Annotated in this window: 27 protein-coding genes; 9 read left to right on the top strand and 18 right to left on the bottom strand. The window is 72.0% G+C overall.

The features are described 5' to 3' along the window. Window position 1: 1 nt before the first annotated feature. On the bottom strand, window positions 2-973 hold the full coding sequence (locus tag GN153_RS10420) for an NOG1 family protein (RefSeq protein ID WP_159902473.1): 972 nt from the start codon (window positions 971-973) through the stop codon (window positions 2-4). A 107-nt stretch (window positions 974-1,080) separates the two neighbouring features. Here GN153_RS10420 and GN153_RS10415 point away from each other — a divergent pair, with 107 nt between their 5' ends. After that, window positions 1,081-1,446 (top strand): DUF5518 domain-containing protein, encoded by a 366-nt coding sequence (locus tag GN153_RS10415; protein WP_159902471.1) that lies wholly within the window; start codon window positions 1,081-1,083, stop codon window positions 1,444-1,446. 22 nt (window positions 1,447-1,468) lie between these two features. Here the strand turns inward: GN153_RS10415 and hisE are convergent, their stop codons facing one another. Next, window positions 1,469-1,789: a phosphoribosyl-ATP diphosphatase gene (gene hisE, locus GN153_RS10410; protein ID WP_159902469.1), complete on the bottom strand. Its 321-nt coding sequence runs from the start codon at window positions 1,787-1,789 to the stop codon at window positions 1,469-1,471. A 49-nt stretch (window positions 1,790-1,838) separates the two neighbouring features. Beyond that, on the bottom strand, window positions 1,839-2,432 hold the full coding sequence (pdxT, locus tag GN153_RS10405; RefSeq protein WP_159902467.1) for a pyridoxal 5'-phosphate synthase glutaminase subunit PdxT: 594 nt from the start codon (window positions 2,430-2,432) through the stop codon (window positions 1,839-1,841). 158 nt (window positions 2,433-2,590) lie between these two features. Between pdxT and GN153_RS10400 the strand changes: the two genes are divergently transcribed. Beyond that, a complete protein-coding gene (locus GN153_RS10400; protein ID WP_159902465.1) occupies window positions 2,591-3,625 on the top strand; it encodes a PrsW family intramembrane metalloprotease in 1,035 nt (344 codons plus the stop codon). A gap of 381 nt (window positions 3,626-4,006) precedes the next feature. Here GN153_RS10400 and yciH read toward each other — a convergent pair whose 3' ends face one another. The 5 genes from yciH to GN153_RS10375 form a co-directional block, all read right to left on the bottom strand. After that, entirely contained in the window at window positions 4,007-4,300 is a 294-nt protein-coding gene (gene yciH / locus GN153_RS10395; RefSeq protein ID WP_159902463.1) for a stress response translation initiation inhibitor YciH, read from the bottom strand. Between the two features lie 46 nt (window positions 4,301-4,346). After that, window positions 4,347-6,647, bottom strand: a complete 2,301-nt coding sequence (locus GN153_RS10390; protein WP_159902461.1) for a transglutaminase TgpA family protein — start codon at window positions 6,645-6,647, stop codon at window positions 4,347-4,349. After that, window positions 6,644-7,621 carry a DUF58 domain-containing protein gene (locus GN153_RS10385; RefSeq protein ID WP_159902458.1) on the bottom strand — a complete coding sequence of 326 codons (978 nt, stop codon included), beginning with the start codon at window positions 7,619-7,621 and terminating at the stop codon, window positions 6,644-6,646. Before GN153_RS10385 ends, GN153_RS10390 begins: the two co-directional genes overlap by 4 nt. Before the next feature lies 1 nt (window position 7,622). Next, window positions 7,623-8,600 carry an AAA family ATPase gene (locus tag GN153_RS10380; protein WP_159902456.1) on the bottom strand — a complete coding sequence of 326 codons (978 nt, stop codon included), beginning with the start codon at window positions 8,598-8,600 and terminating at the stop codon, window positions 7,623-7,625. Between the two features lie 157 nt (window positions 8,601-8,757). Continuing rightward, the gene (locus GN153_RS10375; RefSeq protein WP_159902454.1) at window positions 8,758-9,105 is read right to left on the bottom strand and encodes a DUF7573 domain-containing protein; all 348 of its coding nucleotides are present in this window, start codon (window positions 9,103-9,105) and stop codon (window positions 8,758-8,760) included. Window positions 9,106-9,197: 92 nt separating this feature from the next. On the opposite strand from GN153_RS10375, the gene GN153_RS10370 reads away from it, so the two are divergent. After that, the gene (locus GN153_RS10370) at window positions 9,198-9,413 is read left to right on the top strand and encodes a hypothetical protein (protein WP_159902452.1); all 216 of its coding nucleotides are present in this window, start codon (window positions 9,198-9,200) and stop codon (window positions 9,411-9,413) included. Here the strand turns inward: GN153_RS10370 and GN153_RS10365 are convergent. Continuing rightward, on the bottom strand, window positions 9,370-10,347 hold the full coding sequence (locus GN153_RS10365; RefSeq protein WP_159902450.1) for a 5,10-methylenetetrahydromethanopterin reductase: 978 nt from the start codon (window positions 10,345-10,347) through the stop codon (window positions 9,370-9,372). The genes GN153_RS10370 and GN153_RS10365 overlap by 44 nt on opposite strands. A 77-nt stretch (window positions 10,348-10,424) precedes the next feature. After that, window positions 10,425-11,174, bottom strand: coding sequence for a coenzyme F420-0:L-glutamate ligase (locus GN153_RS10360; RefSeq protein WP_159902448.1), 750 nt, complete (start codon window positions 11,172-11,174; stop codon window positions 10,425-10,427). Window positions 11,175-11,327: 153 nt separating this feature from the next. Between GN153_RS10360 and GN153_RS10355 the strand changes: the two genes are divergently transcribed. Continuing rightward, complete coding sequence (locus GN153_RS10355; protein ID WP_159902446.1) at window positions 11,328-12,131, top strand: inositol monophosphatase family protein; 804 nt, start codon at window positions 11,328-11,330, stop codon at window positions 12,129-12,131. A gap of 22 nt (window positions 12,132-12,153) precedes the next feature. On the opposite strand, the gene GN153_RS10350 is transcribed toward GN153_RS10355, so the two are convergent. Together GN153_RS10350 and GN153_RS10345 are read right to left on the bottom strand one after the other, a co-directional pair. Then, entirely contained in the window at window positions 12,154-12,438 is a 285-nt protein-coding gene (locus GN153_RS10350; protein ID WP_159902444.1) for an amphi-Trp domain-containing protein, read from the bottom strand. Window positions 12,439-12,507: 69 nt separating this feature from the next. Beyond that, window positions 12,508-12,993 carry a metallophosphoesterase family protein gene (locus GN153_RS10345; protein WP_159902442.1) on the bottom strand — a complete coding sequence of 162 codons (486 nt, stop codon included), beginning with the start codon at window positions 12,991-12,993 and terminating at the stop codon, window positions 12,508-12,510. 79 nt (window positions 12,994-13,072) lie between these two features. On the opposite strand from GN153_RS10345, the gene GN153_RS10340 reads away from it, so the two are divergent. Then, the gene (locus tag GN153_RS10340; protein ID WP_159902440.1) at window positions 13,073-14,374 is read left to right on the top strand and encodes an NUDIX domain-containing protein; all 1,302 of its coding nucleotides are present in this window, start codon (window positions 13,073-13,075) and stop codon (window positions 14,372-14,374) included. A gap of 4 nt (window positions 14,375-14,378) precedes the next feature. On the opposite strand, the gene GN153_RS10335 is transcribed toward GN153_RS10340, so the two are convergent. Further along, on the bottom strand, window positions 14,379-15,416 hold the full coding sequence (locus tag GN153_RS10335) for an ATP-binding protein (protein ID WP_159902438.1): 1,038 nt from the start codon (window positions 15,414-15,416) through the stop codon (window positions 14,379-14,381). A 128-nt stretch (window positions 15,417-15,544) separates the two neighbouring features. Here GN153_RS10335 and GN153_RS10330 point away from each other — a divergent pair, with 128 nt between their 5' ends. Beyond that, window positions 15,545-16,450, top strand: a complete 906-nt coding sequence (locus tag GN153_RS10330; RefSeq protein ID WP_159902436.1) for a DUF7351 domain-containing protein — start codon at window positions 15,545-15,547, stop codon at window positions 16,448-16,450. A 53-nt stretch (window positions 16,451-16,503) separates the two neighbouring features. Here the strand turns inward: GN153_RS10330 and GN153_RS10325 are convergent, their stop codons facing one another. Next, entirely contained in the window at window positions 16,504-17,082 is a 579-nt protein-coding gene (locus GN153_RS10325) for an NADPH-dependent FMN reductase (RefSeq protein WP_159902434.1), read from the bottom strand. Window positions 17,083-17,305: 223 nt separating this feature from the next. Here GN153_RS10325 and GN153_RS10320 point away from each other — a divergent pair, with 223 nt between their 5' ends. Further along, the gene (locus GN153_RS10320; RefSeq protein WP_159902432.1) at window positions 17,306-17,653 is read left to right on the top strand and encodes a hypothetical protein; all 348 of its coding nucleotides are present in this window, start codon (window positions 17,306-17,308) and stop codon (window positions 17,651-17,653) included. Window positions 17,654-17,909: 256 nt separating this feature from the next. Here GN153_RS10320 and GN153_RS10315 read toward each other — a convergent pair whose 3' ends face one another. Then, window positions 17,910-18,527: a riboflavin synthase gene (locus GN153_RS10315; RefSeq protein ID WP_159902430.1), complete on the bottom strand. Its 618-nt coding sequence runs from the start codon at window positions 18,525-18,527 to the stop codon at window positions 17,910-17,912. A gap of 114 nt (window positions 18,528-18,641) precedes the next feature. Between GN153_RS10315 and GN153_RS10310 the strand changes: the two genes are divergently transcribed. Continuing rightward, window positions 18,642-18,893 carry a DUF7533 family protein gene (locus GN153_RS10310; protein ID WP_159902428.1) on the top strand — a complete coding sequence of 84 codons (252 nt, stop codon included), beginning with the start codon at window positions 18,642-18,644 and terminating at the stop codon, window positions 18,891-18,893. A gap of 1 nt (window position 18,894) precedes the next feature. Here GN153_RS10310 and GN153_RS10305 read toward each other — a convergent pair whose 3' ends face one another. From GN153_RS10305 to GN153_RS10295, 3 genes are all read right to left on the bottom strand, one after another. After that, entirely contained in the window at window positions 18,895-20,736 is a 1,842-nt protein-coding gene (locus GN153_RS10305; protein WP_159902426.1) for a UvrD-helicase domain-containing protein, read from the bottom strand. Between the two features lie 85 nt (window positions 20,737-20,821). Beyond that, window positions 20,822-21,118 carry a DUF7521 family protein gene (locus GN153_RS10300; RefSeq protein WP_159902424.1) on the bottom strand — a complete coding sequence of 99 codons (297 nt, stop codon included), beginning with the start codon at window positions 21,116-21,118 and terminating at the stop codon, window positions 20,822-20,824. 150 nt (window positions 21,119-21,268) lie between these two features. Then, window positions 21,269-21,619 (bottom strand): ArsR/SmtB family transcription factor, encoded by a 351-nt coding sequence (locus GN153_RS10295; protein WP_159902422.1) that lies wholly within the window; start codon window positions 21,617-21,619, stop codon window positions 21,269-21,271. 132 nt (window positions 21,620-21,751) lie between these two features. On the opposite strand from GN153_RS10295, the gene GN153_RS10290 reads away from it, so the two are divergent. Continuing rightward, window positions 21,752-22,225, top strand: a complete 474-nt coding sequence (locus GN153_RS10290) for a PadR family transcriptional regulator (protein WP_159902420.1) — start codon at window positions 21,752-21,754, stop codon at window positions 22,223-22,225. Window positions 22,226-22,357: the final 132 nt, after the last annotated feature.

Below are 22,357 nucleotides of genomic sequence, written 5' to 3'. Positions count from 1 at the left end.
CTCAGCTCTCGAAGGGCAGGTCGGGCTCGTAGCCGACGGCCTCGATAGCTGCGTCGAGCACCTCGCTCACGCCGTCGCCCTCCGTGACGCTCATGTGGTAGTCGACCCGCGCGTCGTCCAGGTCGGCGTCGAGCTTGTCGCGCATCGTTGCGACGGTCAGCACGGGAACGTCGAAGCGGGCGGCGATGTCCGCCCGGAGGTCCCACTGGACCGAAAGCGGGTAGCCACACTCCCCAGTCGGGTCGAGAAAGACCAGGACGGCGTCGGCAGCGTGGGTCAGCGCGCTGACGGCCTGTGACTCGATGGCGTTGCGCTCGCCGGCCGGGCGGTCGAGCAGGCCCGGGGTGTCGACGAGCTGGTAGCGGATGTGGTCGCGTTCGAGGTGGCCGACGTGGATCTGTGTGGTGGTGAAGGGGTAGGAGTCGGTCTCGTTCTCGGCGCGGGTGACCCGGTTCACGAAGGAGGACTTGCCGACGTTGGGGTAGCCGGCGACGACGATGGTCGGCTGGTCGGGGTCGATCTCGGGGAGGGCTCGAAGCTCCTGGCGGGCCTCGGCGAGGGCGGCGAGGTCGTCGTCGACCTCCTCGACGACGTCGGCCATCCGCGCGAACGCCTGCTTGCGGAGTTTGCGGGCGGTCTCGGGGTCCGCGAAGCGACCCTCGTATTCCCGGCGGATCTCGCCTGCCTTCCGGCCCGCCCAGCCGACCTCGTTGAGGTGCTGGCGGAGGTCGTCGACGCCGGCGACCGCGTCGGCGAGGTCGCGGTAGAAGGGGTCGAGCGCCTCGATGTCGGGCCAGGCGGTCACGACGTGCTCGAGGTTGTCCGAGAGGACGTTCGCGGCCGTCAGCAGCATCGACTGCTGGGCCTCGACCCCGGACTTCGCGCGTCCCGCCCTGGCTGCCCGCGAGAAGGCCTGGTCCAGCAGCTCGTCGGCGGTCGGCGTCGTCGGCAACCCCTCGAACGGCTGGCTCATCGGTCACCCGTAGACGGTCACAGCCTAAAGACCGTTCGTTGTCGTTCCTCTGCCAGTTGTCGGCCAGTGTCGGTGGAGTGATACCCGCCCGACTGCTAACCCCCAGTATGACTGACTGGCGCGCGGTCCTGTACGGCTTTATCACGGGTGTCGTCGTGGGGCTGGCCGCGTTCGCGCTGCCGGTGGTCGGCCACGTCGGCTCCGGGCTCGTCGCGGGGATCGTCGCCGGCTACCTCGCCGGCGGCGGGATCCTCAGCGGCGCCTGGCACGGCCTGCTCGCGGGAGCGCTCGGCGGGCTCGTCCTCGCCGTTCTGTTCACTATTGCCGGCACGGCGCTGGGCCTGGCGGTCGGCGGCCCGGTCGGGGGGTTCCTCGGTGGCGCCGGCGTGTTCGTCGTCGCCGTCGCGATCGCGGTCGTCGCGGCACTCGACAGCGCGCTCGGCGGCGCAGTCGGCGGATTCGTCGCCGGGTGAGTCCCCGCCGTCGCCGCCTGACCTATCGTCGCTCGGCGAGCTCCGCGCGTACGTCCGCGAGCGTCACGTCGTTCATCGCGAGGACGACCAGCAGGTGGTAGACGACGTCTGCGGCCTCGTGGGCGAGTTCGTCGCTGTCGTCGCCTTTCGCCGCGAGCAGAAACTCGGTGGATTCCTCGCCCAGCTTCTCCAGAGCGGCGTCTTCCCCTTTCTCGTGTGTGAACAGCGACGCCGTGTACGAACCCTCCGGCAGCCGCTCCTTGCGGTCCTCGATGACCGCGAACACCTCGTCGATGACGTCCCCGTGGTTGCCGGCCGCCGACCCGTCGCCGGTGTCACTCATACGCTGCGGGAGGGTACGCCTCCCCTTCAGGCCGTCGCCTGCGCGGCGCTCAGACGGTCGCCTGCTCGAAGAAGGCCAGGTCGTGGATCCGCGGGTCACCGGTCAGCTCCGGGTGGAAGGCCGTCCCCAGCACCGGTCCCTGCCGGACCGCGACCGGGCGGCCGTCCCACTCGGCCAGGACTTCCACGTCGGGGCCGACCTCGCTGACGGCCGGGGCGCGGATGAACACGGCCGGGAAGGGCTCGTCGAGCCCCCGAACGTCCAGCGGGGCCTCGAAGCTGTCGCGCTGGCGGCCGAAGGCGTTGCGCTCGACGGTCACGTCCACCAGCCCGAGCTGGTCGACGCGGTCGTCCTGGGGGTCGGTGCAGGCCACGATCAGCCCCGCACACGTCGCCAGCACCGGCTTGCCGGCTTCGACGTGGCGCTGTATCTCGGGGGCGATCCCCTCCCGCCGGAGCAACCGGGAGATGGTCGTCGACTCCCCGCCGGGCATCAGCAGGGCGTCACAGTCGGCGACCAGCCCGGCCTCGCGGATCTGGCGGACCTCGCTGTCCTGCCCGTGTGCGGCTGCCGCCCGCTCGATGGCCCGGGCGTGCTCGCTGACGTCGCCCTGCACGGCCACCACCCCCGCTGTCAGCGTCATACCCTCCGTAGGCCACTGCCGGCGAAAAACCCCTCGGAAGCTCCGGTCGCTCGCGACCTCCGAGACCTGCTCGCCCGTCACCCGGGACCGGCGGGGTCTCGCGGCCCCGGCATGCGAGGGTGGCAACTGTTAGGTGGCTCCCGTTCCACCGACCGCCCATGCGCCGCCGCGACCCGGTCCAGCGGCAGGCCGACGGGAGCCGGGACCTCCAGGAGGTCGCCGACTGGGAGCCCCGCTCGCTTGTCGACCGGCTGGTCTACCGGGTCTACGCGGCCGCGGCCCCCGTGGCCCGGGCCGCGCTGGTCGCGCTGGCCGCGCTCATCCTGCTCACGCAGGTCGCGCTCGGCGGCTTCGGCGCACTCGACGACCCCGTCGTGGGCGTGTTCGTCGTCCTCTCGGTCGTTCCGGCGCTCCTGCTGGCGGCGTACATCCACTACGCCGACATCACGACCGACGAGCCGCTCCGGCTGCTCGTCGGCACGTTCGTGCTCGGCCTCCTCTTTGCCGGCTTCGCGGGCGTCCTCAACGCCGTGCTCGGCGGGCTACTCGTCTCGCTTCTCGGGGAGTTCGTCTTCGGGCTGGTCGGCTCCGTCGAGACGACCCGGTCGGTCCTCTTCGCGGTCTTCTTCATCGTCGTCGTCGCTCCCGTCGAGGAGGGGGTGAAGCTGCTCGCCGTCCGCCTCTCTGCCTACCGCACGCCCCAGTTCGACGCGGTCGTCGACGGCGCCGTCTACGGAGCCGCCGCCGGCCTCGGCTTCGCCACCATCGAGAACGCCCTCTACATCACCGGCGTCATCGGCCCGGCCGGCGGGGACGCGCTGGTCGCCGGCGGCGCCATCACCACGGTCCGGGCGCTCGCCGGCCCCGGCCACGTCATCTACTCCGCGCTCGCCGGCTACTACCTGGGGCTCGCCCGGTTCAACCGCGAGTACGCGGGCCCGCTCGTCCTCAAGGGACTGCTCATCGCCATCGGCGCCCACGCGCTGTACAACATCCTCGCCTCGGAGCTGCCGGAGCTGCTGGCCGCGACCTTCGGCGTCTCCACCTTCGCCGCCTTCGTCGGCTTCGTGGTCGCCTACGACGGGCTCCTGGTCGCGGTGTTGCTCCGCAAGCTCTCGCGGTACCGGGCTGCCTACCGCGCCACCCGCCCCCGGGACACGTACCGGAGCGAACTGACCGAGTTCGAGCCCTAACGACTACTTTTTTCCGCTTCGGGTGCGCTCCCTACGGTCGCGCACCGCGTGGCGGCTTCGCCGCCACGGCATGCAGTTGCGGGCCGCCGGCCCGCAACTCGCTCGGCGCAAAAAACATAGTGAAAAAAGCCGGAGCCGAGCACCGCGAGGCTCCGGTGTCCTCGTGAGCACCGCGAACGAGGGCTCGTCAGAGCAAGCTCTGACGGTGAACCGCGGCGCTGCGCGCCGCGGATGCTCATGGTACGCCTGCCTTTCCCCGACTCGCGCGGTCGCGGCTGCCGCCGCGACACGCGCTCGCGGCCGCATGTCATGCTCGGGTAGCAGTGGCTGTGGGGTGAAGCGTGCCGGTCAGAACTGAGTGCTCGAGCGTGCGGTGGTGGGTCAGGCGACGTTGAACCCTTTCTCCCGGAGGAAATCCTCGACGCGACCGGTGTGGTTCCCCTGGAGCTCGATCTGTCCGTCGTCGACGGTGCCCCCACACGCGAACTTCGATTTCAGGTCCGAGGACAGGCTGTCCATGTCCACGTCACTCGGGTCGAACCCCTCGATGATCGTTACTTCCTTTCCGTAGCGGCGCTCGTCGATGCGGATCGTGATCTCTTGGGAGTCTTTGGCGACGTCCTCGCAGACACAGAGCTCCTCGGGTAGCCCGCACGTCGAGCAGACTTCCGACATTACGGCCGAGCCTACGAAACGGACCTATTAAACACTGTCGGGACTCTCAATTCCCGGACACGGGCGTCTCACCGCCCGTCGCGCCGTCCTCGCCGTCAGCGCCGTCCTCGCCGTCCGCCGGCGCGTGCCGGATGTCGGCGAGCAGTTGCGTGGCTTCGGCGGCCAGTTCCTCCGTCGACTCCTCCCGGTAGCGGGCCCGCTCGCGGATGGCCGCGAGCCGGCGGGCGCGCGGCCCGGCGTCGACGTCCTCGAGGTACGCCCGGACCGTCTCACCCGGCTCCCGGGCCCGGTGGGCCTCCTCGAGGTGCAGTTCGAGCCGGGTGAACGCCCGTTCGATGGCCGCCGCGGGGTCGTCGTCCCCGAACCGGTCGCGGGCCCACAGCGAGACCCGGCGGGACAGCCCGGTCTGTCTGATCCCGGCGGCGGCTCCGGCGACCACCACGACCCCGAGCAACAGCTCCTCCCTCGAGGGGGGGTCGGGCAGCTCGAACCCGCCGCTCCCGTTGCCCTCCGGGGTCGGCGTCTCCGGCTGGAGGTCGCCCACGTCGACGTCGACGGTGACTGTCGGCGTGGAGACGTTCCCGCCGCCGGTGGTGTCGTTCGGGCCGTCGGGACTCGCCGTGGTCGGGGTGGGGGTCCGGTCGGGCTCGACGTCCTCCTCCTCGTTGGCCCGTGCCCGGGAGAGACGCTGTCGTTCGGCCTCGCGGCGCGGGCCGGCCGGCGTCGGGTCGAAGCGGACCCAGCCCGCGTCGGGGAAGTACACCTCGACCCAGGCGTGGGAGTTAAATCCCCGCACCACCCGCCGGTCCCTACCCGACTCCTCGCCCGGCGTGTAGCCGACGGTGAAGCGGGCGGGGATCCCCTGTGTCCGCAGCATCGTCACCATCGTCGTCGCGTAGTAGGTGCAGTAGCCCTCCTCCATCTCGAAGAGGAAACTGTCCGCGATGTTCCCCTCGGGACGGTCGACATTCAGCGAGTACTCCTTTTCCTCCTCCAGCCAGGCCTCGACGGTCCGGGCGGTCTCGTAGGGGTTCTCGGCCTCGGCCGTCAGCCGGGCGGTCCGCTCGGCGACTCGGTCGGGCGTGTCCGCCGGCAGCTGGGTGTACCGCTGGCGGACCCGCTCGGGGTAGTCGGTCCCGGCTCCGGCCAGCCGCCCCGCGTCCGGCCGGGGGACCTCGCTCGTGACGGTGTAGGTGTCGCCGTCGTCGAACGCCGAGGCCGGCTGGAGCCCGCCCGCCTCGGTGACGCGGGTGACCGGAGCGGTCGAGTCGCCCACGCTGACCGGCCGCCAGGCCGCCGGCATCACCGCCATCTCCGACTCGACGGTGTACTCCTGGGTGACGGTCGTCGACGGACCGGGTGGCGCGGACAGCCGGCTCGAGTACGGCCGTGCGTCGCCGTCCCTGACCCACCCGTCACCGGTGTAGAAGTCGTAGCTGCCCACCCGCCAGTAGGTCGTGACCGGCGACTGGACGGTAAAGCGGACCTCCGGGGAGAGGCTGATCGAGCCGAGCACCTCGAGGCTGGAGTCGGCCGTCAAAAGCGACGCCTCGACCGTCCGCTCGCCGCCGCCGGTCAGCGACAGCGGCGTCGCCTCCCCCGTCGGGAAGAGGTTGACCGCCTGCGAGACGACTACCATCCCGGCAAGCTCCATCAGCAGCGTCCGCCGCCCCTGGTCGACCCCCTCCCCGCCACCTGCCCGGGCACTCCCCTGCCGTTCGCTCCCGCCCCCGGTCGCAGTTCCGTCCGTCGTGCGGGCGAAGTCCCCGAAGCCGATGGCGGCGGCGCCGGAGACGACCCCGAGCAGGGCGACCGTCGCTCCGGCGTCGCCCGTGAGCACCAGAAAGCCGAGCACGAGCCCGCCGGCGGCGACGGCGCTCGCGTACCACTCCCGCAGGGCGAGGTAGACGGTCAGGAAGACCGGCCCCGGCGTGACCGCAAGCACCCACAGCTCGGTCTGTCTGATCCGGTAGACCGACCGCCCGGTCAATAGTTCGAGGACGCTCGCGACCAGCGGCCCCGGCGTCGGCGTCCGGGGCAGCGAGAGGAGGTAGACGACCAGCCCGCCGACGAGCAGGAGGAGCGCGAGCCACGCGACCGTCCTGACGCGCAGCCACCGGGAGACGGGCACGGCCACCAGCGCCGTCCCCGCTACCAGCGCCAGGAAGGGCTCCTGCCCGCCGGTCACCGACACCACGCCGTAGAGAACGCTCAGAAACGAGAACAGCAGCCCGGCCACGCCAGCGAGCGCGAGTGTCCGCGACGACCACAGCCAGCCGGCGGCCCGGTCGACCCACGAGGCTCGCGGTTCCGCCGACGCCGGTCCCCGTCCGGGCCCGCTGCTCACGCCGGCGTCACCCCGTCGGCCACCCGGTCGGCGGTGATCGCCGCGAAGTCGTGGCGCCGGTCGCCGACCCGGACCGTGGTCCCGCGGTCGGTCGCCCGTATCGAGACGTCGGCCGCCTCGTGGCGGTACTCGGGGAGGGAGCCGCCGCCGGTCTCGGCGAGCAGCCGGAGGACGTTCTCGCGGTGGCTCTCGCCCTGTCCGGCCGGGATCTCCCCGTCCGGGAGCGTCACCGACACCGGGCGGTTCGCGTCGAGCGCGAGCCCGGCGAGGGTGGCGGCGGCGCTGGCCATCCCGTCGGCGTTGCCCGCCGTGGCGCTGGCGACTATCTCGACGGTCTCGTCGGTCTCCCCCGAGGAGAACTCCATGACGAGAAACTCCTCGCGTTTGGCGCTCGATTTCCAGTGGACGTTCCGGAGCGGGTCGCCGGGGACGTACTCCCGCAGCCGGTCGAACTCCTGGCGCTCGGCGACCGCGTCATCCGAGAGCAGCGAGGACAGCGTCGCGCCCGTGACGGCGTACCGGCGCGGGTAGACGACCACCTCGCCCGGGACCGGCGCCTCGACGCCGCGGGCCACAAGTCCCAGCGGCCCGCGCTGGACGACCCCGACCCGCGAGAAGTGGTGGACACCACGCGCCCGCAGCGTGACCGTCCGCTCGAGGGTGCAGGGCATGTCGACCGTCGCGTCGACGGCGTCGCCGGCCAGGCCGTCGGGCAGCGGGACCCGGACCCTCGCCAGCGCCCGTCCCTCGAGCCGGACCCGGAGCCGGCGGGTCTGGTCGGGGAAGCCGGGGCGTATCGCGTCGACGGAGACCGTCGGCAGGCCGGCCCGGGAGAGCTGGAGGGCGCCGACCCCGAGCGCGACCACCAGCGGCGCGGCGACGGCGTTGAGCGCACGGGCGCCCGAGAGCGCGGCGAAGAGGGCGGCGAGGCCGACGACACAGACCACGCCCCACCCGCGGAGTGTCAGCCGCATGCTACTCGACGGGGACCCGCTCCAGCGCGTCGGCGACGAGGTCCCGGCCGGTGTGGTCGGCGTCGGCCCGGATCCGGTGGGCCAGGACCACCTCGGCCTCCGCCTGGACGTCGTCGGGGACGACGTAGTCCCGTCCGTCGAGCACGGCCCGCCCCTGGGCGGCGCGCAACAGCGCGATGCTCCCCCGGGGACTGACTCCGATGGCGGCGTGCTCGCGGGTGTATCCCGCGAGCCGGGTGGCGTACTCCCGGACCTGCGAGGCGACGGTGACGCCCGCGGCCGTCGTCCGGGCCGCCGACAGGTCCGCCAGCGTGGTCACCGCCTCCAGGTCCTCGATGGGGTGGTGGCCGACCACCCGGTCCAGCAGTTCGACCTCCTCGTCCTCCCCGGGATAGCCGAGGTGGAGTTTCTTCATGAAGCGGTCGACCTCCGCCAGCGGGAGGTCGTAGGCGCGGTCGCCCTCGACGGTGTTCTGGGTCGCGATCACGGTGAAGGGGTCGGGGACCGTGTGGGTCTCGCCGTCGACGGTCACCTGTTGTTCCTCCATCGCCTCCAAAAGCGCCGACTGGGTCTTGGGCGGGGCGCGGTTGATCTCGTCGCCCAGGACCACGTTCCCGAAGATGGGGCCGGGGCGGAACTCGAAGTCGTTGGTCTTCTGGTTGTAGACGTTGACGCCGGTGACGTCGGAGGGGAGCAGGTCGGGGGTGAACTGGACGCGCTTGAAGGTGCCGTCGAAGGACTCGGCGACGGCACGGGCCAGCATCGTCTTGCCCACGCCGGGGACGTCCTCCAGCAAAATGTGCCCCCGGCCGAGCAGCCCGGTCATGATGTGCTCGACCTCGTCGTGGTGGCCGACGATGACGCGTTCGACGTTCTCGACGACGTCGGCGACGACCGCGCTCGCCTCCTCGACCCCCCGGCCGGCTGTCGGCCCTACCTCCTCGGCGTCGTGCTCCGTGTCCGTGTCGGTGTCTGTCATGGGTGTGCGACCGTGGCGAGTGTGCGGGCCGGTGGCGGCCGCCGCCCGCCGCTCGCACGGGAGAGTGCTACACCCGTTTGGGCGCCTGGGTTAGTAAGGATACTGGCTGTGTGCAGGCGTCACAGACACCGCCTGCCTCCGGACCGGCTCCCAGGCGTTACCACTCCTTGCACGCAGGACAGACCAGCCCCGCCTCGCCGCGCCAGCGCTCCCGGACGGCCCCGCCACAGGCCGCACACTCCCCCTCTCCGGCGGCGTAGGTCGTCGCCGCCGGCTCCACGCCCGCCGGCTCTACCCGCACGTCGCCGTCAGCGCTCGACTCCGCATCCGCCCCCGACTCCGCATCCACTTCCGCGTCCGCCCCCGACTCCGCATGTGCGTCCGCCTCCCCGTCCGTTTCCGGCTCCGCCTTCGCTTCCCCCGTCGCGTCCGGGCCGGCCTGCTCCGCCGGTTCCGACTCCGACCCCTCGCCGTCGAGGAAGTCGTCGAGCGAGCGGTTCTCCATACCCGACCCTGGGGGCCGCCCGGTCTTAGCGGTGGCGGCCCCGGTCGCGGCGGAGAGACAACTCCAAGTGACCCCGGCCGCAAGCGGGTGGCATGAGCCTGCTCACGGACTTCATCCAGAGCGTCCTCGACATGCCCGGCGAGTTCGCGACCGTCGCCACCCACGACCCGCTGTCGGCGCTGCTCGTCGCCGTCGGCGGGCTGTTCGTGCTTCTGTCGGTCGGTTACTTCGGCATCCTCACCCTCGGTGCGGTCGCCAACCTCGTCACCGGCGGGCCAGACGCAGAGCCTCGCGAGCCAACCCGATAGCCTCGCCCGGCTCCGGCCCGAGCGGCGACCCGACGACGAGGCTGTCGGCCGTCTCCAGCAGGGCCGCGACCCGCTCGGCGACCGTCTCGGGCGTGCCCGCCACCGAGAACGCGTCTATCATCTCCTCGCTCACCGCTTCGAAGGCCTCCGTGAACGCCCCGGCAGCGACGTGCTCGCCGACCCTCGCTGCGCGCTCGACGTCCAGCCCGTGGCGTTCGAGGACCGGCTCGGGCGCGCTGCCGGCGATAAAGGCCACCGGCGGCCGGGCGGCCTCGCGGGCCGTTGCCTCCTCGTCGGCGACGCTGACGCTCGCGTAGGCCGCGAAGTCGAAATCACCACGCCCGGTGGGCCGCTCGTCGAGCCCCTCCGCGACCCGCTCGGCCGCCCACGCGAGGTCACGTGGGTGTGATCCGTTGTAGAGGAGTCCGTCGGCGTACTTGGCGGCCATCCTGGTCATGTGTGGGCCCTGGGCGCCGACGTAGACGGGGATGGAGCCGGCCTCGTAGTTCAGCCCGGCGTCGACGGCCTCGAAGGTCCCGTCGTGGTCGACGCGCTCGCCGTTCCAGAGTTCCCGGGCGACCTGCATCGTCTCCAGCACCAGCCGAAGCGGGCGCTCGGGGTCCAGTCCCAGATTCGAGAGGGTCGCGGCGTCCCCCGGACCGACGCCGAAGACGCCGCGGCCGCCGGCGAGTTCGTCCAGGGTGGCCATCCGGGAGGCGAGCGTCACCGGGTGGGTCTCGGCGGGGTTGACGACCCCCGGCCCCAGCCGGATCCGGTCGGTGGCCCGGGCCATCTCCGCGAGCGCGACGAACTCGTCGCGGTTGTTGTAGTGGTGGCTGACGAAGGCGGTGTCAAAGCCCTCCCGCTCGGCAGTTTCCGCCCACTCGCCGAGCTGCGGGACCGGGTGCTCCGGCGTGAGTTCGATGGCGTCCATCGGTTACCGGAGCGTGGGTCGGCGCGGGTATGAGGGTTCTGTCCGCGCGCCGGCGCGCCCGACCGGAGCTGGCGCCGTCACTCCGCGTAGTACTCCCGGACCGCGGGGCGTATCAGGTCGTCGTCAGCGGTCCGGAAGAGGTCGTCGTCGCCGGCGTGGTCGCCGAAGTCGAAGTCCCGGACGACGGCGACGGGCGTCCCGCCGTCGCCCTCGCCGGTGACGAGGTTGGCCGCGCCGGCGAGTTCGTCCACGACGGCCTGGACGGTCGCCTCCATCTCCCGGCCCTCCCGGTCGCGCTCGCCCCGCCAGTCGCGGGCGGCGGGGAGGCCGGCCCACCCGAGCGCGACCCCGCGCTGGCCGTACCGGAACGGCCGGCCGGAGGTGTCGGTGACGACTACCCGTGCGCCCAGCCCCTCCTGCAGCCGGCGCGCGCTCGCTGCCGGGTCCTCGGGGAGCAGGAGGAGGTCCGAACCGGGGACGTTCGAGCGGTCGATCCCCGCGTTGACGGTGACGTGCCCGAAGCGCGTCACTGCGAGCATGATCGGCCGGTCCATCAGCAGCTCCTCGCTCGCCTCGATGACCGCCTGCGCGAACCGGGGGTCCCTGTCCTCGCCGGCCTCCTCGGCGGCCCGGGTCGCGATCCGCCGGGCGCGCTCGCCGGCCTCGTAGTCGGCGAGGTCGGCAGTCCGGCCCTCGGCCTTCGAGACGACCGTGCTCGCGACACAGACCACGTCGTCGGGCTGCAGGTCGACCCGCTCTCCGGTCATCGCGGCGAGGTCGTCACCCGCGCGGACCTCCGGCAACCCCTCGACGGCGAATACCTCCATACCGGGGTGTTCGCGCGGGGGGCCAAAAGCCCGCCGTCCGCGGCAGGGTCCCCGGCTCGCGTGACTCGCTGCTCCCGGTCGCTGCGGCTCGCCCGGCTCGCCGGCCGCCCGCGGACCGAAACCGATTCGGCGAGGCGTGCCGCGGGTGCCGGTATGGACGACAGCTCGACGGCCGACGACGACCGCGAGGCGTTCGCAGCGGTCGCCCGCGCGGCCGCGACCGACGCGGGCGCGTACCTCCGCGAGCGGTTCGCCGACGGCGCGCTCGACGCCGACTACGGGGCGGGCGACGTGAAGACGGCGGCCGACCGCGGCGCCGAACGGCGGGTGCTCGGGGTGTTGCGGGAGGCCTACCCCGGCCACGCGGTCAGGGCCGAGGAGTCGGGCCACCACGAGGGAAACGGCGAGTGCGAGGGCGGCTACTGCTGGGTGGTCGACGCGCTGGACGGGACGAACAACTTCGCCGCCGGCGTCCCGACCTTCGGCGTCGCGGTGACGCTTCTGGCGGCGGGGGAGCCGGTCGTCACGGCGGTGACGGTGCCCGCCCTGGGAGACACCTACCTCGCCCGCCGGGGCGGCGGCGTCACCTACAACGGCCGGCCGGTGACGGCCGCCGAGGGCGACGGCGTCCCGCCCTCTCACGCCACGGTCGCGTCGGTCATCGGCGGACCGGTGCTCGCCGACGACACGCTTTACGACCGCCACCGCGAGCAGGTCCGGGCGGTCCGGGGGGTCTGCAAGCGCGTCGTCGAGACGTGGGCACCGGTGGTCTACTGGGGGCTGCTGGCCCGGGGACGGGTCGACGGCTACGTCACCTTCCACCCGGACGACCGCGAGCAGGTCGCCGGCGAGTTGCTGGCCGGCGAGGCCGGCTGTCACCGCCGGGAGGACGGCCCGCTCTCGGTGTTCGCCCGCGACGAGGCGACGCTGGCGGCGCTGTGGGACGCGCTGTGCTGAGAAGCGGCCGGCCGGGCCCTCCCTACTCGATCGTCAGGTCGCCACCGCCGCTTCCGCCCTCGCTGTCCTCGTCCCACTCGACCTCGAACTCGACGCTGAGTTCGCCCGGCGTGCCGTCGCCGGCGTGTTCGCGCTCGGCTTTCACCTCGAACTCGGCGGTCGGGGGTGGCGCGAGGGTGACCGACTGGTCGCCGGCCCGCAGCGTGATGTCGTCGCCGGCCTCCAGGCTGTCGGCGACCCGCCGCAGGTAGTCGGCGATCTCCGCACGGGACTGCTTGCTCTCGGACTCGAAGAGGACGTCTTCCATACCAGATGAAGGCGGCCGGCAGGCATAAGACTGCCCCGCCCACGCCGCGCCCCGGGCCGGACACGGGCCTCACCAGGATTCGTAGCGCTCGACCTCGAGGCCGTCGCCGTCGGGCCGGACGGTCAGCATGGTCGCCAGGTCGGCCGGCCAGGCGCCGGTGGCGCTACCGGGGTTGAGCAGCCGCAGTCCGTCGCGGGTCGTATCCAGAAGCTCGTGGGTGTGGCCGCCGACCACGACGTCCGCCCCGGCCTCCCGGCCGGCCGCCGCCAGCCGTCCCTCGTACCCCCGCGGCGAGCCGGCGCCGTGGGTGACCGCGAGCGTGACGTCGCCGACCTCGAGGGTCGCAGTCCGCGGCAGCCCGAGGTCGGGGTCGGTGTTGCCGGCGACCGCCGTCAGGTCCGCGGCGAGACCCTCCACGTCCGCCAGCGCCGCGGAACTGTCGAAGTCGCCGGCGTGGACCACCCGGTCGGCCCGGCGAAGCCGGTCCCGGAAGCCTTCCGGGATAGCCGACGAGCGCGAGGGGATGTGGGTGTCGCTGATGATCGCCAGTTCCATGCCGGTGCGTGGCGGGCGGCCGACAAAAGCCCACCGCGGCGCCGACAAGGTTTGAGTGGGCCGGCGACGAACTCCCGGCATGGCGACGGCGGTCGTGACCTGCTTTCTGCGCAACGACGCGGAGGTACTCCTGTTTCGCCGGAGCGAGACGGTAGGCTCGTACCAGGGGCTGTGGGGTGGGGTCGCGGGCCACGCCGAGGGTGACCCCGACGTGGCGGCCCGTCGGGAGGTCCGCGAGGAGACGGGGATCGACCCAGAGACCCTCGCCTTCGTCCGGGCCGGCGACCCCTTCGAAGTCCGCGACGACGAGGGGGAGTGGCTAGTCCACCCCTACCTGTTCGACTGCCCGACCCGAGCGGTCGAGCCCAACTGGGAGACCGAGACCCACGAGTGGGTCCCGCCGACCGCGATCCTCCGGCGGGAGACAGTCACGGACCTCTGGGAGTCCTACGACCGGATACGCCCGCGCGTTGAGACGGTCGCCGGGGACACCGAGCACGGCGCGGCCTACCTCTCCGTGCGAGCCCTAGAGGTGCTCCGGGACGAGGCGGCCCTGCGAGTCGAGGGGGCGGCGGACGACAGCGACGGGAGCGGTGCCGGCTGGCAGCGGCTGGGCGCCCTCGCCCGCGAGCTCGCGACCGCCCGGCCGGCGATGCCCGTGGTCGCCAACCGGGTCGACCGCGCGGTCCACGCGGCCGACGAGCGGACGGCGGCAGCCCTGGAGGCGGCCGCGGAGGCCGGCATCGAGCGGGCGCTCCGGGCCGACGGGCGGGCGGCCGCGAGCGCGGCCGAACGCGCCGGCGGCCGGGTCGCGACGCTCTCGCGGTCGGGCACCGTCCGGGAAACCCTCGCCCGCGCCGAGCCCGACGCGGTGCTGGTCGCCGAGTCCCGGCCCGGACGCGAGGGGGTCGGGGTCGCCGAGGCGACTGCCGACTCGCTCGACGCGGCAGTCGCGCTCACCACGGACGCCGCCTTCCCCCACCAGCTGGTCGAGTGGGGGGCCGACACCCTGCTGGTCGGCGCCGACGCGGTCCTCCCGGACGGCCGCGTCGTCAACAAGGCCGGAACCCGCGGGGCCGCCCTCTCGGCGGCCCGGGAGGGGGTCGACGTCGTCGTGGCGGGGTCGGTCGACAAGGTCCGCCGGGACGGGGTCGTCGACCTCGAACCCCGCGACCCCGGGGAGGTCTACGGGAACAGCGAGAGCGGCGACGGGGTGCCGGACCTCGACGTCCTGAACCCGACCTTCGACGTGACGCCGGCCGACGCGGTGACGGTTGTCGGCGAGGGCGGGGAGTTCGACCCGGTCGAGGTCGCCGCCGCCCACCGCCGGCGCGCCGCGTGGCGGACCGGGGACGCCGGGGACGGCACTGACACCGGATAGCCCGTCAGCCCACCTCCTCGCTCAGGCTGCTCGCGCTGGGGCTGTCCCCGGCGTGCGGCGTCTCCCGCTCGCGAACGCTCACGGTGTGTGCGGTCTCGGTGGCCTCGTCGACGACCAGCGCCTCGCCGGTCCCGTCGGGGAGCCGGTCGTCGAGGTCGTCGAGATAGGTGGGTCGGGTCCGCCGGAGCGCCTCGATGTCGGCGCCCGAGGTGAGCCGGTGAGCGACCAGCAGGTCCGACTGGGAGACCGCGACCCCCGGGAGCGCGCTGGGGCGCTGTGTGGCGGCGACGAGGCTGACTCCCGGCGCCCGCCCGCGGGTGAGCAGCCGCTCGAGGCCGGGGCCCGCCACCCCCGAGAAGAGAGCGTGGGCCTCGTCGACCAGCAGCCAGGGCAGACGGGCGAGTTCCCCCTCGACGCGGGCCCGGTAGAGCGCGTCCGCGGCTGCGCGGGCGACCGCGTTCGTCGGTGCGGGCGCCAGCCCCGAGACGTCGAGCACCGTCCCGCCCGGCTCGGCCAGCCTCCCGGCTTCCAGCCCTTCGGGGTCGAAGACGCCCCACGACGCTGCGAGCCGGAGGTGGTTCGCGGCGGCGCGGCGGTCACGCGCTGGCGCCTCCGCCCCGTCGACGGCCTCGCGCATGCCGGCGAGCGTGTCCGCGGCCGTGGCGGCCTCCCAGACCAGCCCGCCGACGCTCCCCTCCGGGGACAGCGAGAGCAGGTCACACCACGCCCGCGGGGACAGCGCCCCGGCGGCGACGGCCGGCTCCCCGACGACGGTCGCGCCACAGTCGGCCAGCCCGCCGAAGACCCCCATCGGATCGACCACGACGGGCGCGACGCCCGCCGTGCCGGCCAGCGCCTCCGCCAGGACCCCGACGGTGTAGGACTTCCCGGTCCCGCGCTTGCCGACGACCAGTGACGCGTGTGGCCCGTCGAGGTCCACCCGGACCTCCGCCCCGTGGCTCCCGTCGCGGGCCAGGAAGTGACCCAGCACTCCAGCCGGCCCGCCCTCGTCCCCGCTCCGGCGCCCGAGTACGAACGGCACACGCCCGGTGGCCCCGTCTTCCGACTTGAAGGTTCGCCTCTACCCGGGCCCGTACCCCGCGGCTCACGCGGTGGTGACGCCCCGGCAGGGGCGACTGGAACTAAGTGGAACGGCCGAACAGGGGACGTATGGGACGCGAACGGGACGGCGAGCCCGACACCAGTACGGCGGAGGCCATCTCGGTCGTCGCCCAGGAGACACGGCTGGGGGTTCTCCGGGCGCTGTGGGACGCCGAGAACCACGCCCTCCGGTTCTCGGAGCTCCGGCGGGCGGTCGGCGTCCGCGATACGGGGAAGTTCAACTACCACCTCTCGAAGCTCGAGGGGCAGTTCCTCGCCCACGTCGACGACCGGTACGAACTGCTCTACCCCGGCCACCGCGTCATCGACGCGGTCCAGAGCGGCGTCTTCGAGGAGGAAGTCGCGGACCGCTCGGTTCCGCTGTCGGAGACCTGTCCCGACTGCGACGCGCAACTGGCGTTTACCTACGAGGAGTTTCTCGCCCGGATACGGTGTCGGGAGTGTTCACAGACGGTCCTGGGCTACCCGTTCGACCCCGGCGGATTCGCCGGTCGCGAGGGCGAGGCGGTGGCCCGGGCGTTCGACACGCGGACCCGGCGGTACTGGCTGTCGGCGACCGCGGGGGTCTGTCCGGTGTGTGCCGGGCCGACCGACGCCGGGCTGGTCGCCGATGCGACCACGCTCCAGGCGCTCGAGCGCTACGAGAAACACTACGCCAGCGACCAGCCGGCGCTCGTCTCGGTCGACTGTGACCACTGCAGTTTCTACAGCTACGTCCCGACCGGGGTCCTCGCGCTCGGGCACCCGGGAGTGGTCGGCCGGCTGCACGACCACGGGGTCGACAGCCGGGACCGGCCGCTCTGGTCGTTCGACTGTCTGGTCGACGCCGACTGCGTCGACCTCGCCGCCACGGACCCCCGGGAGGTGGCCGTCACGGTCACCGCTGGCGACGGCCCGGACGGGCGCGTCACCGTCGACGAGATGGCTACAGTCACCGGCGTGGAGTGGGGATAGACCGGGGCCGACCGGGACCCTGCGGCCCCGCGCCCGGCGCGGCGTCGCGCTCGTCAGTCCCCGACTGCGGGCGCGGGCGCCGAGGGGCAGTCCGGATACGCGGAGACGTTGGCGTAGGCGGCCAGTTCCCGCCCCAGCGTGGCCGTCCGCTCGGCGATGCCCTCGTCGGCCAGGCGGCCGTCCTCGACCGCGGCGTGGGAGTCCGGCACGGCGACCTGGGTCGGCAGCGTCCACGCCTCGAGTGCGCGACAGACCTCCCGGAGGTGTGCCAGAGCGGGCAGCGGGAAGCTCCCGCCGGCCACAGCCAGCAGCCCCACGGTCGTGTCCTCGAACTCGTCGAACCCGCAGTAGTCGAGCGCGGTCTTCAGCGGCGAGGCGTAGGAGCCGTGGTACATCGGCGTCCCCAGCAGGACCGCGTCGGCCTCCCGGACGCGTTGCCGGAACGCCGGCGCGTCGCCGGCGTCCCGGTCGTCGGCGTCGAAGGTCGGCAGGTCCCACTGCCTGAGGTCGAGCAGTTCCGTCGACGCGCCCGCCGCCGCGGCGGCCTCCAGTGCCTCCTCGACGGCGACCCGCGTGACGCTGTTCTCGGCCTGACTGCCACAGAGTGCGACAACATGTGTGTGTTCGCTCATTTCTCGAACGTGTGAGAACAGACGCACGAGAGCCCGATAAGTATTCGGTGAACTACACTTCATGAAGAGATCCGACACGTGCTGGCGTCGGTCGCCGTACCGTTCCCGTCGTCCCTCGACGCGGTTCGGTCACGACGGCCGCGCCCGGTGGTCGGCCGTCGACGTCGCCGCGCCGGCCCGAGACACCGACGGTGTTTTGCCGCCCGCTCGCCAACCGTCGGGCGTGACAGCGGTCGACGAGTGGGCGGCCGACCTGCGGGCCGCCGGCGAACTCACCCCCGGTGTAGTCGACCGTATCGTGGCTCTTCACGGCGACCGTGGCAGCCGCGCCATCGAGGCCGTCGGCGAGGGGCGGGTGAAGGAGTACCGCGATTTCACGGTGGTGGTGGGCCACGAGGACGAGTACGTCGTCGAGGACGACGGCTGCACCTGCAAGGACGCCGAGTACAACCTCGACGCGGCCGACCCCACGGAGCTGTGCTGGCACGCCATCGCCGCCCGGGTCGCCCACGCCATCGGCGAGGCCGAGGAACACGACATGTGGTACTCCGAGGTCCGCGATTTCCTCTGACTACTTTTTTGCGCCTCGGGTGGCTCGCTCTGCTCGCCACCGCTCGGCGCAAAAAACATAGTGAAAAAAGCCGGACGCTCGCTGCGCTCGCGTCCGGTGTCCTCGTGAGGGGACCGAACGAGGGCTCGTCAGAGCACTGCTCTGACGGTGAACCGGCGGCCGCAGGCCGCCGGATGCTCGTTGCGGGCCTGCCCTTCCCCGTTCTCGCGCGGTCGCGGCGACAGCTGCGACACGCGCTCGCGGCCGCCGCTCCCGGTTATCGCTCGACACTCTCGGCCAGGCGCTCGACCATCCCCGCGTCGAGGAGGCTCTCGACGTACTTCGCGACCACGTCGACCTCCAGGTGGACCGGGTCGCCGACCGACTTCTCCGAGAGGGTCGTCACCTCGTAGGTCTCGGGGATGATGGCGACCGTGAACGCGTCCTCCCGGCGGTCGGCGACGGTGAGGCTGACCCCGTCGACCGCGATGGAGCCCTTCTCGACGACGTATCTGGCCTGGTCGCCGGGCAGGGAGAACTCGAAGTACCAGTCGTCGCCGACGCGCTCGACCCCCAGCACCTCGCCGGTCCCGTCGACGTGGCCCTGCACGAAGTGGCCGTCCAGCCGGCCCTCTGCCGGGAGCGCGCGCTCGAGGTTGACGCGGTCGCCCTCGCCGACTGTGCCGAGGTAGGTCCGGTCGACGGTCTCGCTGGCAAGGAAGACCTCGAACCACCCTTCGCCGTGGTCCTCGGCGGTCAGGCAGGCGCCGCTGACGCTGATACTCTGGCCCCGGGTGAGCCCCTCAAAGCTGGTGCCGAGCCGGAGCCGTCGCCCCTCGGGCTCGTCCACCACGGCGAGCACCTCCCCGGTCTCCTCGACGATCCCCGTGAACATACCCACACTCGGGCCGGAACGCGAAAGTCGCTTTCCCTTCCCGGCTCCGCCGCGTGCCCGTGGCGGCCGCCCGCGACCGGCGACCTTTTTGACGGCGGCCGCCTTCACCCGACAGTGAGCCGGGGTATCATCGGGCTGGTCCAGCTCGCCGCCACGCTCGTCCTCGCGATTCCGGTGGCGCTGCTGGGGCTCCAGTTCCTGACCCGTGGGGAGCTTCTGGCCGGCGCTGCCTTCCTCGCCATCGCCGCCGGGATGGTGCTGGTCGAGGAGTATCTCGTCACGCCACGGGACGTGCCGGGGATGGTGGCCGAGCGGGTCGTCGGCCGGGTCGCGAAGCGGCCCGAGGAATCGGACCGCGAGACGTGAGTTACCGCCCGGCGACCGGGGCGTCGGCGTCGAGGACCTCCTCGATGCCGCGCTCGCTGGGCTCGTTGTACAGCAGGACGTCGACGGGAAGGGTGGGGGCGCCGTCGACCAGGTTCTCGAGCAGGACCAGCCGCTCGCGGGCCCGGGACATCCCGACGTAGAACACGCGACGTTCGTTGTCGGTCAGCGTCGGGACGGGGTCGGTGTGCTTGGTGAACTCCCCGTCGCCGGGAACGTCCCGACCCTCCTGCTCGACGGTGGCGGCCATCTGCTCGACGACCTTCTCGGTGAGGTCGGTGGCGACGAAGACGTGGTCGGCCTCCCGGCCCTTCGCCGAGTGGATCGTTCCCAGGCGCACGCGGTCCCGGTCCATCCCCTCGTAGGTACCGTTGAAGTAGGCGTCCACGGAGCGCTCCTGGAAGTTCGTGACCTTCCGGAGCATGTCGGCCGCGGCGGGCGGCTCGGGGGTGAAGGGGGCGTGTTCCCGGATCGTCTCGGGGTCGACCCGCAGGTCCGTGATGTCCTCGACGCCGCTTTCCTCCTCTAGCTGGTCCAGTTCGTCGAACAGTTCGTCGCGGTCGCCCGTCCCGAACGCGGAGTCGGCGAGCATGTCCGCCAGCCGGCGGGCCTGCAGCCCCGTCACCGGTTCCTCGTCGGCCAGCGCCTCGATGGCGTCGACGTACTGGCACAGGCGGTCGGTCCACATCCGCTGGTCGGTCAGGCAGGCGAAGGGGATCCCCTCGTCGATGAACTCGTCGATGAACTGGAACATCTGGTAGCGCGCCCGGAAGAGGATCATCAGCGTGCCGTCGTCGTCCTCGACGGTCGCGCGGACGTTCCGGACCAGGTCGAGCATCGACGGCCGCGAGACCGCCTCGACGGTCCCGCCCTCCTTGCGGGGCTCCAGGTCCTTCTCCTGGCGTTTCTCGATGTGGCTGACCTCCTGGTTCACGACGTCGAGGATGCGGGAGGGCAGGCGGTAGGAGTTGGGGAGGATGACGTCGTCGGTGACCGTCTCGTCGAGCAAGAGGTCCGGGTCCGCGCCCTGCCAGGCGTACACCACCTGGTCGTCGTCGCCGGCGATCAGCACCCGCTTCATGTGCGGGCGCCACTCCTCGTAGACCTCGTACTGGAGGGTGGTGATGTCCTGGAACTCGTCGATCACGAGGTAGTCGACACTCGGGAGGAGCGAGCGCTGCTTGACCCGCTCGAGCATGTCCGCAAAGCCCACGAGGTCGTGCTCGCCCTTGTAGGTGCGCCAGGCGCGGATCGCCTCGGGGATGTCCAGCCGGTCGTCGTCGGAGGGCCAGGTCGGGGTGTACTTGTTGCCGGTCTGGGCGTTGTCGTCGATCTCGGGGGGGAGGCGGACCTCCTTGTCGTCCCACTGGAAGGGGACGTCGTACCAGTCGGCGACGTCCCGGGAGGTGCGCTGGAGCCACTGGCTGGTGGCGATCACCTTGTTGCCGAGTGTCGTCGACCGGGCCGACCGGCGCCGGGACCCCTCGTACTCGTCCTCGTAGTCGATGCCGAACTCGTCACAGAACTCCTCCTTGTCGGACTCGCCGACGACGTCCCCCCGCGAGAGATTCAGCAGGTCGTAGGCCTTGGCGTGCATCGTCGAGACGTTGCCCCGGAGCGACCGGGGGGAGGTGTCGAGGCGCTCGGCCAGGCGCTCGCGGATCTCGGCAGCCGCCGCACGCGTGTACGAGACGACGAGGACGTCCCGCACCTCGACGTCGTCGTTGTCCTCGAGTAACTGTTCGACGCGGTCCAGCAACGCGGTCGTCTTCCCGCTGCCGGGACCGCCGAACAGGCGGATGACCTCTGGACTGGGCTCGGTCATTGCACACCTAGTGACCACCGGGACGTATAAACGACCCGGCTCCGGGTCCGGCCCGGTTTGGCTCTTCGGCCGGACCGCCCACCACTCACCGGTACAGGGAGAGATACAGCATGCTGAACCCGATGATGAGGGGGAGCGCCCCGGCCATCTGGAAGAAGACGCGGACGAGCTCGTCAGCCCCGGCGCCGAGCTGGGTGATGACGCTGCTCATCGCCACGCCCATGCTGAGGAAGGCGAACCCGAGAAAGGCGTACTGCAGGCGCTGTGAGGGGCGCTTGCGGTAGGCCTGGAAGCTGATGACCGTGAGGCCCAGCGAGAGCCCGAACACGACAAAGCGCATGAGCAGCAGGACCCCCCTCGCGACCGTGGCGGCGTCGACCATCGTCTTCAGGTGTCACACGAACAGTAATAAACGCCACTACTCACATCCCTCGTCCGCGACGCGCCTGCCGGCCGTCGGCTGCCGACCCTGTCGCTCCCGCTGACCGGTGTTCCGGCCCGTTCTGGCTCGCCACCGGCCCGTCCTGGCCCGTCAGTCGGGGCTGAGGTCGTCCCAGAGCTGGCTGAACCGGTCGGGGAGGTTCTCCTCCCGGTAGATCCGGACCCGGTACTCGTCGTCGTCCAGGGAGATGACGGTGCTCTCGAAGTTACACTCGTAGACCTTGTAGTGGTTGCCGTCGTCGGCGACCAGCGTCCGGTCTTTCACGAGGTCGTGCTCCTCGAGCATCTCGACGCGGCGGTAGATGGTCGGCAGCGACAGGTCACACTCCTCGGCGAGCTCCTTCGCCGGCTTGGGCTCCCGGCTGATGGCAGCCAGCACCCGCCGCGCGTGCTCGTCGCCGATGGTGTCCAGAATGTCCTCGATGGGTCTGTCGTCGTCCACTACCGGACGGTCACGAGCCGGGAGCATAAGCGTTTATGGCCGCGTCAACCGGCCGGGTTCTTTCACGGCCAGAAAACGCGCTCGGTGAGTTATGTGACTGGGGGAACAACTCCCGGATGCGGTCCACCTACCATGTCGGGCGAGGACAGTCACACGGCGGCGGTGTACGACGACGGGATCCCGGCAGCGACGCCCCGCCTCCTGCGGCGCGTCCGGGAGACCGGACGCGACGACACGCCGGAAGAGGTCCTGGCGGCAGTCACCGACGACGCCGTCGACGCGGACGTCGCGTTCGACGAGGAACTCGTCACGTGCAGTCTCGACGAACTCCTGCTCGCGCTCGTCGCGCTCCGCGACGACGGCACGCACGGGACCGGTCTGATCGACGACCTGGGAGACCTGTTCGACGTCGAACCGAGCCCGGGGACGGTCTACCCCCGGCTCCACGACCTCGACGCCGGCGGTACGCTCTCGCGACACGACCTCGTCCGGACGAAGCAGTACGCTGTCGACGACGCGGGGGCGGCCCGGGAGCGGCTCGAGTCCGCGATGCACCAGCATCTGGCCGTCGGACTGTTCCTCGCGGCCGCACTCGAAACGGTGTAACGGCACGGTACGGGACGGGACCGTTGCGGTTCCCCCCTTCCATTCCCCCTTCGAACTGTCTCCCGGAGCGCGGAGCCTGCGCCCCGGACAGGGTCGGACTGGCCTGCAATCTTCCGTACTGGGCGCTGTGCC

The sequence above is a fragment of the Salinirussus salinus genome (assembly GCF_009831455.1).
Taxonomy (GTDB): domain Archaea; phylum Halobacteriota; class Halobacteria; order Halobacteriales; family Haloarculaceae; genus Salinirussus; species Salinirussus salinus.
The sequence above is the reverse complement of the archived record's forward strand: the minus strand, read 5'-3'. Positions and strand labels throughout refer to the sequence as shown.